The following is a 14,333-nucleotide window of genomic DNA, read 5'->3' as shown; positions in this document are numbered from 1 at the left end:
TTATCAAGACTACCTTCGGCGTCCTGAGATCTTGACGACGGCGTCCGCCAGAGGCATCCGCAACGCCGGCCCGTGCCCCGGCAAAATCAAGGAGGCATCGACGTCGGACAGGCGCCTTAGCGCCTCCCGAACGTCGTCGGGCCGGCTATGGAACATGGGATGCAGCATCTGGACCACCCCCGTTTCCTTACTCACCGGATGGCCCGTCACCAGGGCATCACCTGTAGCCACGGCCTGGGCATTCGGGAGGAAGAATACTGTGTTGCCCGGTGTGTGCCCAGGAACAAGTACGGCCCGCGGCGAGCCCGGAAGCGCCTGAAGCTCATCGGTGGCCCAGGCTCGTGCCTTGGTCGCGGGCTCTGCTGACAAGGCGCCGGCCCTGATAACGTGCAGCATCCAGCGGAAGACCCGGGGCCGCCATGCGTGTCGCAGGACCTGGCCCACGGTCACCTGGTGCTTTTCCTGACCGCCAACATGCGCCTCCTCCTCCGGACTGCAGAGGATCCTTGTGCCGTACTCCCTGGAGAAATGGGCAGCCGAACCTGTGTGGTCAACATGGCCGTGAGTGATCAGCATCGCCTTGGCGTGCCCCGGCTCGAGACCGACGTATCTGATCGAGGTGAGGACGTGCTCGACATCACGAGGGTAGCCGCCGTCGATGAGGATGAAGTCAGCCCCCTCCCGAACAATGATCCAATTCGACGCCGGACCCTCGACGAAGAACACGCCCTCCGCTGGCTCCGTGGTCCTCTGATCGGGGAGCCACTTACGTTGACGCATGACGTACTCCTTGGAGTTTTAGGTGACCAAGCGCTGTTAGTGCTCACGGGACACCTTTAATGTCGGTGCCTCCTGGAAGACTCTATCCATGGGGGAAATTCAGGGGTCGACGGCGGGACTCGCTTTAGCGGGCAGCCGCGGAGCCGCCGTGGGCGGCGTCTCTGTGGGGGACGTGTCAGTGGGTGATCTGCTGATGGCACTGGCGGCGGTCCGTCCCTGCAGTGATGGCGCCGGACTGATCGGGCAGTTGCGTGAGCTGGAGGACCTGAAGTCAGCCGCCGCAGCACTGCAGGCCCGCATCGCCGTCGCGTTCGACGCCGACCAACGCCGCACCCAGCGGAACGCCGGGATCCCCGCGGCCGAGCTCGGGAAAGGCGTGGGCGCGCAGATCGCCCTGGCCCGGCGCGAGTCCCCCGCCCGCGGCTCCCGGCTCCTCGGACTGGCCAAAGCCCTCGCCACCGAAATGCCCCACACCCTCACCGCCCTGCAGACCGGGCAACTCAACGAATGGCGCGCCACCCTCCTGGTCAGGGAAACAGCCTGCCTCACAGCCGCCGACAGGTGCACAGTCGATGAACAACTCGCAGCAGACACCGGCACCCTCTCCGGCCTCGGGGACCGCGCCCTCATCGCCGCCGCCCGGACCGCCGCCTACCGGATCGATCCCCGCTCCCTGATCACCCGCGCAGCCAACGCCACGGCGGACCGGCACGTCAGCCTCCGCCCCGCCCCCGACACCATGACCTACCTCACCGCCCTGCTCCCCGTCGCCGCAGGAGTCGCCGTCCACGCAGCCCTCACCCAACACGCCAACAGCCTCACCACCACCGGCACCGGCACCGGCACCGGCGAGGAAATCCGTGTCGCGGACACCCGGTCCCGCGGGCAGATCATGGCCGACACCCTCGTCGAACGGATCACCGGCACCCCCGGCGGGATCACCGGCATCGAAATCCAACTCGTCATGACCGACCGCACCCTCCTCCACGGCCACAACGAACCCGCACGCCTGCCCGGCTACGGCATCATCCCCGCACCCTGGGCCCGCAACACCATCAACCTCACGAACAGTGCACTTACACCCACCAACCCCGGACAGGTTCCGGAGGCCACTCCCCCGGACACCGACCCCGACGCAAACAAGCCCCTGAACGTGCGGGTACGCCGGCTCTACACCGCCCCCGGCACTGGCGACCTCATCGCGATGGACTCCCGCGCCCGGCTCTTCCCACCCGGGCTGCGCCGCTTCATCCAGGCCCGGACCACACCTGCCGCACCCCCTACTGCGACGCCCCCATCCGCCACCTGGACCACATCACCCCCTGGCACCACAACGGCACCACCACCACAACCAACGGCCAAGGCCTCTGCGAAGCCTGCAACCACACCAAAGAAACCCCCGGCTGGACCACCCACACCCGGCCCGGCCCACGACACACCACCGAACTCCACACCCCCACCGGCCACACCTACCACTCCACCGCCCCACCCCTCCCCGGCGGAACATCACCCGAGTCCTCCTACACCCATGCCTTCCACTACCAACGCCGCGCACTCCTCCACAGCGCCAAAACGCTGAAACGCGCCCGCTACAAAGAACCGGCAGCCGCATAGGGCAATCGGGCAACCACCTGCCCAGCTGACCGGATCCCTCCTCACAGGCAATCCATAGCTTCTCCCGGTGCCGCACACAGCCCTTCGGAGAAGTCTTGAACCAGTTGCCAGGCCATCGGCCGGCCCAAATTTTCGAGGAGTACTGTGAGCGTCCTTGCCCGGAGTGTAGGCAATGCCTTCCGAAACAAAATCAGGACAACCGCCGTCGTGGCTGTCCTTGCCGTGGCGATCGGGCTGGCTCTTGCCATGCTCGTGGCAAACCAGGCCGTTACCGCCAAAGTGACGGAATTGAATGCGTCCGTCGGTACCACTCTTACCGTCAACCCGGCGGGAGGCCAGGGATTTGAAGGCGGCGGGGAACCGTTGACAGTCCAACAAGCAGCCACAGCCGCCCAAGTTCCCAATGTGACTGAAGTTGTGGGTACAAAGGCCCTCCGGCTTCGGAACGCTACGGAGATGGCAGCCCAGGGAGCAGGCGGCGCCGGGGGTTTCGGCGGTCAAGCCACAACAACAATGACCACCAGCCTCACCCCGGCGGTGGACGCGGGGACGCTCGGGAACCGAAACCAGGAGACCGGAACCACGGGAAGCCAACCGGCCCGCACCTTTTCCCTGCCTATTACTGCGACGGGGACCGGGGCCGAGGTGGACAGCACCGGCAAGGCATTGGACATCACGGAGGGTTCAGGTCTGGGCGATTACACGGCGGCATCAAAGAGTGCGCTGCTGGGGACCACTCTGGCGGAGAAGAACAGCCTGAAGGTGGGCTCCACCTTTACCATCAACGATCAAACCTTCACCGTGGCGGGACTCTTCGATGCAGGCACGGCGTTCGGTAACAACGCCGTTTACCTCACCCTCACGGAGGCCCAGACCCTCGCCGCGCTCCCAGGCGAGCTCTCCACCATGATCGTGACGGTAAACAGCATGGAAAACGTGGACGCCGCCAAGACCGCTCTCCAAACCGCACTCGGCACGGACAAGGCAGACGTCACCCAAGGACAGCGGAACCTGGAGACAGCAGTCAGCTCGCTGGACAGCGTCAAGAACATTTCGCTTATAGCCTTCGTCGCAGCCCTCGGTACCGCCGGCCTGATCATCCTGCTGATCATGGTCATGCTGGTCCGTGAACGCCGCAAGGAAATCGGAGTACTCAAAGCCATCGGCGCGCCGAACAGGACCATCGGGCTGCAGTTTGTCCTCGAGGCGCTGGTGTTGGTGACCTTGGGCAGCGCGGTGGGCGCCGCCGTCGCCTCCTTTGCCAGCGGGAGCATTGCCACCGCCCTCATCGGCTCAAGCACCACCACAACAGCGGCACCCGGAGTGCGTCGCGCCACAGGCGGATTCCCTGGCGGGGATCCGCTCGGTGGTGCCAATCAACTGCTGACCTCCGTCACTGCAAGCGCCTCGCCCGGGGTCATAGCTGCCGGCATTGCCGCTGTCTTCGGTGTGGCCATCATCGGGGCGTTGGTCCCGGCCTTGCTCACCGCCCGCATCCGTCCCATCGAAGTCCTCCGAGGAGAGTAGCCATGATCGAAGTCAAGAACCTGGTCCGCATGTTCCAGAGCGGCGAACGCACCATCAAACCCGTCAACAATGTCAGCTTTGAACTCGCCCAAGGAACGTTCGCGTCCATCGTGGGCAAGAGCGGAAGCGGCAAGAGCACCCTGTTGTCCCTGCTCGGGGCGCTCGACAAACCCACCAGCGGAGACGTCGTGGTAGATGGCGTCAGCCTGGCTGGCATGCCCGACGGCAAACTGACGGAATACCGACGGCGGGACATCGGCTTTGTGTTCCAGCAGTTCAACCTGATCCCCAACCTCACCGCCTTGGACAATGTGATGCTGCCGATGGAGTTCGCGGGAGTCCGGCGTTCCATCCGCACGCAACGGGCCAAAGAGTTGTTGGAGCAGGTGCAATTGGACGTTGACAGGCACGATCGCCGGATCAACAGGCTCTCCGGCGGGGAACAACAGCGCGTGGCCATCGCCCGGGCTTTGGCCAACGAGCCGAAACTGATTCTCGCGGATGAGCCCACCGGCAACCTCGACGAGCAGACCGGCGGTCACATCATCGAGCTCCTGAACTCGCTGAGAAGGGAGCACAACACCACAATCCTGGTGGTCACCCATGACCGTTCCCTGGCCAACAAGACCGACAGGCGTTTCCGGCTTCAGCAGGGTCGGCTGACGGAGGAAACGGCACCCAAACAGACTCAGGGCACGGCTGCCGCCGGCACAGCTGCCGTGGCGGCTGCGGCAACCGTGGGCTAAAGGCCCCGCTTCCGGGGCTCGAGGAACGAGCGCGGCGGCAAAAGAGATCGGCAGCAAAAAGGCGGCGGCCCGGGTTCTGCCCGGACCGCCGCCCTGTCGTTGGCGTTAGAAGCGGATGGCGTCGATGACCTTGACCTTTACCGCAACCGTTGCCGGTATGGCACCCGCGAGCGCCCCGACCAGCACGGCCGCACCCAGACCGAGCATTGCCGCCTCAATGGGGAAGGGAGGATATTCGGTGAGGCCGGGGGCAACCATGGACTCGATCCAGGGGTTCTTCACAATGGCCACCCCGAGCATCACTCCGATCACGCCCGCGACAGCCGTGGCCACTACCGATTCCATCATGACGCCGAGGAAGATCCGCCGGGACGTGGCACCGAAGCTGCGCCGGATGCCGATTTCCCGCACACGGTAGCGCACAGTGACCATCGAGATGTTCAGCATGCCGACGGCGCCCAACAGCAGCACAAGGCCAGCCACCCCGCCAATGGCAAGTTGTGCCACGGCGAAAGGATCTCCATAGCTGGCGTAGTCCATACGCTCAACCTGAATCTGCATGCCAGGAAACTGCTGCTGGAGATCTGAAGCGATGGCAGCCTTGAGGGGTCCGGCCTGGGCGTCCTGCACCCAGAACTTGAACTGTCCGCCTTCGCTTGCGATTCCCGCCCGCTCTGCGGCACCCACCAGCATAAAAGCCTGAGGCGGAGCCTGGGGATGCTGGTCCGGGACAACGCCGATCATGACGGCCGTGGTTTTCGGGTCCCCGGTAAGGGTCACCTTGGGGTGGGTAACCAGGCTGGGCCTGCCAGCCGCGTTATAGAACGCCTCGGACACCACTACCGCCGGTGCCAATCGCTCTTCGTCGTTGGCGGCAAACCATGATCCTGTAGTCACATCTACGCGGTGTATCACTCCGTACCCAGGATCCACCAGCTGCATGAATACCTGCTGCACTCCATACGGAAACTGGAACCCGTGCTGGGTTTGGCCGACGTGGGTGTAGTACTCCACGCCATACCGCTGAATGATGCCCTTGTACGCCTCCTCGAGTTTATCCGGATCGGGCATCGTTGGTCCGTACACACCCAGGCCCAGGGTGGCGGACCGGCCGCCGTTGCGCTCGGAGCTTGCCTTGAACCCCTCACGTGCCAGATCGCCTACGCCCACCACCGAGGTGAGCGCCCCTACGGAGAGGGCCACGCCAATGAGTGCGAGCAGAATCCGGGTTTTGTTGATGCGCAACTCCTGCCACGCCTCAACGAGTGCGGATACAACCCCGGTCATGCGGACACTCCCACAGGGATCTCGGCCGGCGTCAACACACCGGAGTCGAGGCGGTAGCTGGCACGCGCAAGGGCCGCCACATTGACGTCATGCGTGATGGTCACCAGGGCAGCTCCCGATTCGGTGGCCACTGTATCGAGAAGGGCCATGACTGCCTGGCCGGTGTCGACGTCGAGCGCTCCGGTGGGTTCGTCGGCGAGGATCAGCCGTGGTCCCCGGACGAGTGCGCGTGCGATCGCCACGCGCTGCTGTTCTCCGCCGGAGAGCATGTTGGGAAAAGTCTCTGCCCGGCCGGCCACGCCAACCCTGTCCAGCATGTCCATTGCCAGTGCCCGCCGTTTCCAGAAGTGGGAGCGGCCCGCATAGAGGAGTGGTGTGATCACATTGTCCAGGGCACTGCGCCCCGGCAGCAGATTGAACTGCTGGAAGACGAAGCCTACTGACGAGCCGCGAAGCCTCGCCCTTGCGCTGCCGCGGATCTCCTCAACTGGCGTCCCCTGAAACCGAAGTTCCCCGCTCGTCGGCGTATCCAGCAGTCCCAAAAGGTTCAGCAGCGTGGACTTTCCGCACCCGGAACGCCCGACGACGGCGGTGTGGTCGCCGCTGTTCACGGTCAGGTCCACACCGCGCAAAATGTGAAGCTCCTGGTCGTCCGGCAGGAGAACTGTCCGCGTTACTCCTCGCAGGGAGACGAGTTCCTCCACAGCTCAGCCTCCCATCGGGCCGGGACCGAATTGCGCTCCAGGCTGCTCCTGGGCCGGGGCTCCTGGAACAAACTCCAGCACGGACTCCCCTTCGGCCAGTCCAGAAACTATCTCCACCACAGTGCCGTCGTTGAGGCCGAGCTGCACCTTCCGCTGTTCCGGCGGCGCTGCATTGGCAGGTGCTTCCGCGGGCGGGCCAGCCGCCGAACCTGCGGCTCCTGGTCCGGCCGGACCTCCATCGCCACCTGCGGCGGGGACGCTTCCCGCTGGTGCGAGCCAAACGATTCCATCCTTGACACTGCCCTGCACCGCGGTAAGCGGTACGGTCACGACATTCGCGGACTCCCCCGCCGTCACAGTCATAGTGGCGCCCAAACCTGCAAACACTTCGACGCCGGACGGGATGGCGCAGCTAAGTGTCCCGGTAGGCGTGTTGTCCTGCTCTGGCGCTGACCCTCCTCCAGCAGGGCCGCCGGCTTGGGCGTAAGGCACTGAACGCCCAACGCTTCCCCCGCCTGCACTGGCGAGGCCACCGCCGCCACCTGTCGCCGGGGTGTCACTGGAAGCGTTGTTTTTCAATATAACGGTGGGACAGGTGAAAGGTGCCGGTCCACCAACCACGGAGACGAGAGCCGAACCCGGCTTGGCAAGCAGCCGGTACTGCTGGGCGGCGTTGACGGAACCGGAAACAGTGAAGGTCCCGGGATTTACTGTGCCGGTCACTTCGCCCACGCCCACCTGCTGCTTCAGCAAGACGGTCATCGTTTCCAGGGTTCCTGACACAGGAGCCAGCACATCGGTATAGGTATAGAGCGGAACGCGCGCCACCTGCCGGGGAGGTGAAGCGCCTGGCTCGCCGGCCGTCGTCGTACTCTGTTCCGTTTCCTCGATGGGTTCCGGCGGAAGCTCCGTGCGGACCTGGTAAAGACGTTCTCCCAGCGCAACCTTGGCTCCGGCTTCCAGGAAGATGTGCGACACCACACCGGCGGCTGCGCTTCGGACGCCGACAGGAGCGTCGCTCTGGACCGTCGCCTTGATTTCCACCGAATTAGTGACAGTGGCCCGTGCCGCCTGGACCACCGGAATGGCGACCTGCGCGCTGGGTCCGGCCACTGCGTCGTCGGGCTTCAGGCCGTCTACAAAGGCGATTTTGACCAGTGTCACGGCGATAACGGCAAACACCGCCAACCAGGCCACGGGCAAAATGACGCGCCTGAATACTCTCATCTCTTCTCCATTCGGTGACTCCCCACAGAACCTCTCTGCGAGAGATGCCCTCACAGCCTAACCCTCGCCGCGTATAGCCATTGGACGCGGGGTCCCACCACGCCCAAGCATTCCTCGAGGCAGTGAGAAGATGGGCACCATGACTGCCCCCATCGCGAAGCCATGGCTCTTCAGCCAACCCGATCAGGACCCCCGCACCGCCACCGGCCGTACATTGCGCTGGGGCATCGTCGCCACGGGCGGGATCGCGAATTCGGTGTCCACGGACCTGGCGCTGCTGACCGACGCCGAAATTCATGCCGTCAGCTCGCGCACCCAAGGCGCCGCGGACGCGTTCGCAGCCCAGTTCGGAATTCCCCACGCGTTCGGGGACGACGACGGCGCCACCGGCTACCAGCGGTTGCTCGCCCTGGACTCAGTGGACGTGGTCTATGTGGCCACTCCGCACGCCAATCATTTCGAGATCGCCCTGGCCGCATTGAACGCCGGAAAGCACGTCCTTGTGGAGAAGGCCCTGACCATTAACGCCAGGGAGGCAGCCGAACTCATCGCCCTGGCAAGGTCCCGGAACCTGTTCCTGATGGAAGCAGTCTGGAGCCGTTTCCTTCCAAGCATGCAACGCGCCTTCGAGATTGCCGCGTCGGGAGAGCTCGGGCAGATCCAGTGGGTGACCGCCGATCTCGGCTTCCCGGCTGAATACACTCCCACTGCCCGCCTCTGGGCTTTGAAGGATGGGGGCGGCGCCCTTCTCGATCTCAGCGTTTACCCCCTGCTCTGGGCATTGGGCACCTTGGGCTTTCCGCAAACCGTCAGTGCCACCGGTTCAGTGAACGACGACGGCGTGGACGCCCAAAACGCGCTGACGCTCGGCTACCACCATGGTGCCCAGGCCCAGCTCACCTCATCGCTTTTGGCTCACGGACCGCGCGCCGCCACGGTCGCGGGCAGCCTGGGCTACCTTCACACCATCGGATCCATCAACAATCCACGGGAGCTCACCGTGAAGATCGGCTTCGAGGCGCCCCGGATGGAACACTTCGATGTCATCGGGCGGGGATATTCATACGAACTTCGCGAGGTCACCCGGTGCATCCAGCAAGGAGTGACGGAAAGCCCCGTGATGCCGCTCGATGATTCTCTGAACGTTATGAGGCTTTTTGACGGTGTTCGGGCGCAGCTGGGTGTCACCTACCCTAACGACGCCCATTGATCGGGATGTGCTGATCTCACGTCGCTTTGCTACGCAGATTCTTCCATTCGCCAGATTTGTTCATGTGCGGCTATGGACTCTGGCGGGCGTACCGGCTTACGCTGTTGCCAGTCGTCATATTTGGGAGGGGGGCGACCATCTATGGGTATTTTCGGGCCTTCATGGCGCCCGCCCCTTTCCCTGCGTTCGCTGCTCCTGGGAGGAGCAGCCGCCGTGGCTTGGCTCGCGCTTTCTTCGTCTGCGGCCAGCGCCGACGCCGGCGGCTCTCATTCAGACTCATTTTTCGCCGGACTCACTTCGTCTGTTTCCTCAGTGACCTCAGCTTCCGGTGACGCCTTATCAGCCGTTTCCTCGCATTCGCGTGCACCGGATCAAGCCCCTGCCCCTTCTCCTGCACCTGGCTCGAACGGATTGCTGCAGCCGGTGGTGGGCAGCCTGACCGGTTCCGTTGATAATCTCGCGGGCAGTCTTCCGGTTATCAGCCAAGTGGTTCCTGCTGAGAAAGTTACAAACGTTATTACGCCGGTGAGCGCGGCCGTAGACGATACGGCCGGCAGTCTTGCTGAGGCCGTCATCCCGCCGGCGAGCGAAACAATTCCGGCTCTGCAACCCGTCCTGGATCCGATCGCGGACGTCATTTCCGATGGCGACGTGACCTTACCGGAGCCTGTGGCAGATCTCGTAACGGAGCTGGTAGGCGACCCCCCGGTACCCGGACCAAATCTCCTTGATCTTTCTGGTGCAGAACACGATTCGGCATCGGCTTTGCGGGAGACCGCTGACGCTGTTTCTTCCGCCGGAACCTCAACTGCCACTACAGCCTTCGCCTCTGGAGTCGGTGGCATGTTGTGGCCGCCATCCATGCCGCTGGGAGATACTTCCGGCGTGGCTGGCGTTTCCGGCGAGACGGGTCCAAACGGCGGTGGCAATGGGCCCCCCGGGCCAGACGCGATTCCACCAGCACCAGGATCGGGATCTAGCAGCGGCCAATCATCCGGTGCATCGTCCGGCGGTGCTGCTTGCCTGACTGATTTCTCCCTCAATCTTCCGCAGCCGGGAAGCACTCCCGCCAGCAAACCCCTTCAGCATGCTCCTGCTCCGGTGTCGTTCGACCCCGGTTCATCTCCTGACTAGTTGGTTCCCTCCTGCCTTTTTTCGGGCAGAAACGGCCATCAGGGCAGCCATGGGCTCCCTACACCAACTCTTCAGGAGAACTTGTTATGCATGCACATCTTCGTAGAGGGCTGCTAAGCACCCTCTTTGCCGGCGGGCTACTTGCCCTCGGCGCCACCGCTGCCAATGCGGCGGACACCAGCGCAGGGGATGAATCCCTTACCGCTTCGGTCTCAGCGGCTGTAGCCGCAAACACGACGTCGTTGGGTCTGCTGGGTGACTCAACGCCGTCAACCTCCTCAGGGCTGACCGCCACCGTGGATCTCGCACTGGGCGCCGCAGCTCCTGTAACCACCGGTTCCACAGCCCTCGTCGCTGACGTGGCAGCCGACGTAAACCTCGGCACCGGAACAGGAACCGGCATCCTTGACGACACCACCGTCGCCGCTGACGCCGCAGTCAACCTTGGTTTGGGCGCCGGAACCGGAACCCCCGTCGCCGACAACACAGCCCTCGTCGCTGACGTCGCCGCGGATGTGAACCTGGGCCTCGGAACAGGAACCGGCATCCTTGACGACACCACCGTCGCCGCTGACGCCGCCGTCAACCTGGGCCTGGGCACAGGAACCCCCGTCGCCGACAACACAGCCCTCGTCGCTGACGTGGCAGCCGACGTAAACCTCGGCACCGGAACCGGAACAGGAACCGGCATCCTTGACGACACCACCGTCGCCGCTGACGCCGCCGTCGATCTCGGTTTGGGCGCCGGCACCGGTAACACGGGCGTAGGCACCGATGCCGCTCTGGATGTGTGCCTGCGTCTTGGCCTCGGCTCCGCTGCGGACTGCGGCGGTACCGATCCCGGCACCGATCCTGGCACCGGAACAGGAACGGGCATCCTTGACGACACCACTGTCGCCGCTGATGCCGTCGTCGACCTCGGTTTGGGCGCCACCACCGGTAACACGGGCGTAGGCACCGATGCCGCTCTGGATGTGTGCCTGCGTCTTGGCCTCGGCTCCGCTGCTGATTGCGGCAGCGCCGCTCCAGGCACTGACCCCGGCACCGACCCTGGCACTGATCCAGGAACTGACCCCGGAACCGATGACGGCACAACCGGCGGAACCGGCACCACACCAGGTGGCAACACCGGCACCACGCCCGGCGGCAACACCGGCACCACCGGAACCACCGGAACCACCGGAACCACCGCGGGTACTGTTCCCGCTGGCTCGGGTTCGGGGCTGGTCGTGAACACTGCAGGTCTGGTCAAGGCTCCTGCAGCCGCCGCTGCTAGTGCCGGCACGGCTGCAACAAGCCAGCAGACCCTGGCCAAGACCGGCGTTGATGCAACGCTGGTTCCGGTGGCACTCCTTCTCTTGGTGGCCGGCCTCCTGATGATCCTTCGGCGCAAGAAGGCCTAACGGAGCTGTTCACTCATATCTCTTAAAAGGGAAACCAAGGCAGGAAAGGGGGCGCCTAGAAGTCAGAACACACCTACGTCCTTGTTGCGTCGGCGGTTCGATCGTGAAGGGTCCAGGACTCTTCACGATCGGACCATCGGCATGTCCGCTTTGTGTCACAGAATGATCTAGAGGACCCTTCGGCAATGGGCTGAGAGCCGTCACCGTATTATTCTTAAAGCACGGCGCGATATTGTGCCCAGTAGGAGATGGGGACGACGGTGGTGGATTCGCCAAGCGACACCAAGAGCGAGGTTGTCGGCGGACGCTACAGACTGGGAGACGTGATCGGGCGCGGCGGAATGGCCTCCGTCTACAACGCCCGGGACGAGAATCTAGGCCGTGATGTGGCCCTCAAACTGTTCGCCCCGCAGGCTCCGGACGCCGAAGAGCTCAAGCGTCAGGAAGCGGAGATTACGCTGCTGGCCACCCTGAATCACCCCGGTCTGGTCACCTTGTTCGACGCCGGTATTGATAACCGGATACCCGACGAACCAAGGCCGTTCCTCACCATGGAGCTCATCGAGGGTGAAGACCTCAGGACAAGGATCAGACGCGGCCCGGTAGCGCTGGACGAACTGGCTGTTATCGGCGCAGGCATTGCTGATGCCCTTGCGTACGTTCATGGCCTCGGCATCATCCACCGCGATATTAAGCCGGGAAACATACTCCTGATTCCAGGTCGTCCGGGCGAGTCCGTGCGCCCGAAGCTCACCGATTTCGGCATTGCCCGCATCGTCGACGGCACACGTTTGACTGCCACCGGGACCATGGTGGGTACCGCGGCATACCTAAGTCCCGAGCAAGCCAAGGGTGCTGAGATGGGCCCCGCCAGCGATATTTACTCCTTGGGTCTGGTGCTCCTGGAATCCATCAAAGGCACCGTGGAATACCCCGGCAGCGCCGTGGAGTCCGCTGTAGCGCGCCTTCACCGTGCACCGGAAATCCCGCCGGATGTACCCCGGGAATGGGCTGACCTGCTGACGGCCATGACGGCGCTTGATCCCTTGGAACGGCCCACTGCCGCCGATATCGAAGTCGCCTTGCGGCAGGCCCTCTTCTCGCCGGAGTCCGTTCCGGGGCAGCTGGTGGAAGAACACACGCGTATGCTCCCCGCCATCCCGTCCCACGCGCCGCTGTCCTTGCAGGCGGATACGCAGGACTACGTTTCAAATATTTCACCGTCCCCCGCTCCTGCAGGGACCAGCGAGGACCATGAAGCTGGTAAGTCCTGGATCCGGAAATTGGGAAAACGGGGGCGGATTGCCCTGGTCTTGATCCTCCTGGCAATCATCGCTGCTGCGTCCGCCGTCGGACTTTCCATCGCAGCCCCAAAGGCGCCCGACGTCGTCCCCTACCCGACCGTCACTGGAACCTTGGGCGAACACCTCGAACAGCTGCAGAAGAGTGTGGAACCTTGAGCCGCACTGCATTTCGGCGCGTGTGCGCCGCCGTCACAGGTAGCTTGCTGGTGTTCTCGCTCGCGGCCTGCGGACCCGCAGAGCCGGAGTTGGGACACGACGCCGCCAAAAGGCTCCAGTCCCGGGTCCTTACCGTGACCGACCTGGCCGCAGCTAACGATCCCGCTGGTGCCCTTGTCGCGCTGTTTGAGCTGGAAGAGCAACTCGAGGCTGCCGGGGCAAACGGTGAAGTGTCCTTCAAAAGGCATCAAAGCATTATGACCGCCATTGAGGCTGTCCGGACTGATCTGCTCGCCGCCCAGTCAGCCGCTCAAGCCAAGGCTGCCGCTGAAGCAGCTGCAGCATCCGCCTCCCCCACCCCGACCGCTCCACAGGAGGGGAAGGTTGAGGAGCCTAAGAAGGACGAAAGCGGAAAAGACAATAAAGGCGGCGACGACGGTAAGGGCAAGGACGACTAGCCTTTCCTTCCGGCGACCTCCAGGGCGCTTTTGCTCAGCTAGCTTACTATTTTTTCTCATTCCGGTTACGTTGGTTAAGCAGGCCCACGAAGCCTGCTGAATCAGAACCGCGGACCGCAGGTCCGCCAGCTGAAGGAGTGAACTACGTATGGCAACAGTTCAGGAATCCATCAACGTCAACGTCCCGCTCAGCCAGGCCTACAACCAATGGACGCAGTTTGAGGACTTCCCGCATTTCATGAGCGGCGTCGATTCTGTCACACAGATTGACGACACCACCGTCCACTTCAAGACCAGCATTGCCGGCGTCAAGCGGGAATACGATGCCGCAATCATGCTCCAGGAACCAGACAACCGCATCACCTGGGAGAGCCTGGACCAGCCAAGGAACGCCGGAACCGTCTGGTTTGAGGCCCTGGCGCCCACCGAAACCCAGGTCACCGTTGAGCTCGTCTGGGAACCTGATTCAGCCGCCGAGAACATAGGCGCAGCCATCGGCCTGGATTCACGGCAGGTAGCTGCCGACCTCAAGCGGTTCAAGAAGTTCATTGAGGAACGGGAAGTGGAAACCGGCGCCTGGCGTGAAAGTGTGCGTGGTGGCGAGGTGAGCGGCTCTGCCTCATCAGCATCCGGCATGACAGGCACCACCGTGCCCATGGAGGAAGAGATGGGCTACGCCGCCGAGCCAACAGAGCGCCCCGTGAACACCGATCCGGATATGGCTCCGGACGCTCCGTACGGACGGCCAACCGACCGCTAAAGGAACTAAAACAACAAGAACGC

General features: G+C 63.7%; 13 protein-coding genes and 1 pseudogene. 10 read left to right on the top strand and 4 right to left on the bottom strand.

All coding sequences use genetic code 11. From position 1 onward, the window contains the following. Nucleotides 1-9: 9 nt before the first annotated feature. Complete coding sequence (locus MU551_RS00120; protein ID WP_247040115.1) at nucleotides 10-780, bottom strand: MBL fold metallo-hydrolase; 771 nt, start codon at nucleotides 778-780, stop codon at nucleotides 10-12. Between the two features lie 88 nt (nucleotides 781-868). Here MU551_RS00120 and MU551_RS23560 point away from each other — a divergent pair. The 4 genes and pseudogenes from MU551_RS23560 to MU551_RS00105 form a co-directional block, all read left to right on the top strand. Then, nucleotides 869-1,636, top strand: a pseudogene (locus MU551_RS23560) (DUF222 domain-containing protein); the annotation flags it as partial. Between the two features lie 182 nt (nucleotides 1,637-1,818). Further along, complete coding sequence (locus MU551_RS23555) at nucleotides 1,819-2,394, top strand: HNH endonuclease (protein ID WP_372489774.1); 576 nt, start codon at nucleotides 1,819-1,821, stop codon at nucleotides 2,392-2,394. Between the two features lie 144 nt (nucleotides 2,395-2,538). Then, nucleotides 2,539-3,921 carry an ABC transporter permease gene (locus MU551_RS00110; RefSeq protein ID WP_247040114.1) on the top strand — a complete coding sequence of 461 codons (1,383 nt, stop codon included), beginning with the start codon at nucleotides 2,539-2,541 and terminating at the stop codon, nucleotides 3,919-3,921. A gap of 2 nt (nucleotides 3,922-3,923) precedes the next feature. Beyond that, on the top strand, nucleotides 3,924-4,667 hold the full coding sequence (locus MU551_RS00105) for an ABC transporter ATP-binding protein (RefSeq protein ID WP_247040113.1): 744 nt from the start codon (nucleotides 3,924-3,926) through the stop codon (nucleotides 4,665-4,667). Between the two features lie 105 nt (nucleotides 4,668-4,772). On the opposite strand, the gene MU551_RS00100 is transcribed toward MU551_RS00105, so the two are convergent. The 3 genes from MU551_RS00100 to MU551_RS00090 are packed head-to-tail and all read right to left on the bottom strand — an operon-like array spanning nucleotide 4,773 to nucleotide 7,885. Continuing rightward, on the bottom strand, nucleotides 4,773-5,954 hold the full coding sequence (locus MU551_RS00100; RefSeq protein ID WP_247040112.1) for an ABC transporter permease: 1,182 nt from the start codon (nucleotides 5,952-5,954) through the stop codon (nucleotides 4,773-4,775). Next, nucleotides 5,951-6,658: an ABC transporter ATP-binding protein gene (locus MU551_RS00095; protein ID WP_247040111.1), complete on the bottom strand. Its 708-nt coding sequence runs from the start codon at nucleotides 6,656-6,658 to the stop codon at nucleotides 5,951-5,953. Before MU551_RS00095 ends, MU551_RS00100 begins: the two co-directional genes overlap by 4 nt. A 3-nt stretch (nucleotides 6,659-6,661) precedes the next feature. Beyond that, on the bottom strand, nucleotides 6,662-7,885 hold the full coding sequence (locus MU551_RS00090) for an efflux RND transporter periplasmic adaptor subunit (RefSeq protein WP_247040110.1): 1,224 nt from the start codon (nucleotides 7,883-7,885) through the stop codon (nucleotides 6,662-6,664). A gap of 139 nt (nucleotides 7,886-8,024) precedes the next feature. Between MU551_RS00090 and MU551_RS00085 the strand changes: the two genes are divergently transcribed. From MU551_RS00085 to MU551_RS00060, 6 genes are all read left to right on the top strand, one after another. Further along, a complete protein-coding gene (locus MU551_RS00085) occupies nucleotides 8,025-9,095 on the top strand; it encodes a Gfo/Idh/MocA family protein (protein WP_247040109.1) in 1,071 nt (356 codons plus the stop codon). A 213-nt stretch (nucleotides 9,096-9,308) separates the two neighbouring features. Continuing rightward, nucleotides 9,309-10,229, top strand: coding sequence for a hypothetical protein (locus MU551_RS00080; protein WP_247040108.1), 921 nt, complete (start codon nucleotides 9,309-9,311; stop codon nucleotides 10,227-10,229). A gap of 86 nt (nucleotides 10,230-10,315) precedes the next feature. Beyond that, nucleotides 10,316-11,632 carry a hypothetical protein gene (locus MU551_RS00075; RefSeq protein WP_247040107.1) on the top strand — a complete coding sequence of 439 codons (1,317 nt, stop codon included), beginning with the start codon at nucleotides 10,316-10,318 and terminating at the stop codon, nucleotides 11,630-11,632. A 248-nt stretch (nucleotides 11,633-11,880) separates the two neighbouring features. Then, nucleotides 11,881-13,092: a serine/threonine-protein kinase gene (locus tag MU551_RS00070; RefSeq protein ID WP_247040106.1), complete on the top strand. Its 1,212-nt coding sequence runs from the start codon at nucleotides 11,881-11,883 to the stop codon at nucleotides 13,090-13,092. Further along, a complete protein-coding gene (locus MU551_RS00065; RefSeq protein ID WP_247040105.1) occupies nucleotides 13,089-13,550 on the top strand; it encodes a mucin-associated surface protein in 462 nt (153 codons plus the stop codon). The genes MU551_RS00070 and MU551_RS00065 overlap by 4 nt, the downstream gene beginning before the upstream one ends. Before the next feature lie 148 nt (nucleotides 13,551-13,698). Then, the gene (locus MU551_RS00060; RefSeq protein ID WP_247040104.1) at nucleotides 13,699-14,310 is read left to right on the top strand and encodes an SRPBCC family protein; all 612 of its coding nucleotides are present in this window, start codon (nucleotides 13,699-13,701) and stop codon (nucleotides 14,308-14,310) included. Nucleotides 14,311-14,333: the final 23 nt, after the last annotated feature.

This window comes from Arthrobacter rhizosphaerae (assembly GCF_023062595.1).
Lineage (GTDB): Bacteria > Actinomycetota > Actinomycetes > Actinomycetales > Micrococcaceae > Arthrobacter > Arthrobacter rhizosphaerae.
Note: the sequence above shows the minus strand (reverse complement) of the source record. Positions and strands in the feature narration are given on the sequence as shown.

What these genes read in the sequence shown, in the direction of transcription:
- MU551_RS00120 (WP_247040115.1), bottom strand. Translation starts at nt 780, where the DNA reads ATGCGTCAACGTAAGTGGCTCCCCGATCAGAGGACCACGGAGCCAGCG.
- MU551_RS00060 (WP_247040104.1), top strand. Translation starts at nt 13,699, where the DNA reads ATGGCAACAGTTCAGGAATCCATCAACGTCAACGTCCCGCTCAGCCAG.
- MU551_RS00100 (WP_247040112.1), bottom strand. Translation starts at nt 5,954, where the DNA reads ATGACCGGGGTTGTATCCGCACTCGTTGAGGCGTGGCAGGAGTTGCGC.
- MU551_RS00090 (WP_247040110.1), bottom strand. Translation starts at nt 7,885, where the DNA reads ATGAGAGTATTCAGGCGCGTCATTTTGCCCGTGGCCTGGTTGGCGGTG.
- MU551_RS00075 (WP_247040107.1), top strand. Translation starts at nt 10,316, where the DNA reads ATGCATGCACATCTTCGTAGAGGGCTGCTAAGCACCCTCTTTGCCGGC.
- MU551_RS00105 (WP_247040113.1), top strand. Translation starts at nt 3,924, where the DNA reads ATGATCGAAGTCAAGAACCTGGTCCGCATGTTCCAGAGCGGCGAACGC.
- MU551_RS00085 (WP_247040109.1), top strand. Translation starts at nt 8,025, where the DNA reads ATGACTGCCCCCATCGCGAAGCCATGGCTCTTCAGCCAACCCGATCAG.
- MU551_RS00070 (WP_247040106.1), top strand. Translation starts at nt 11,881, where the DNA reads ATGGGGACGACGGTGGTGGATTCGCCAAGCGACACCAAGAGCGAGGTT.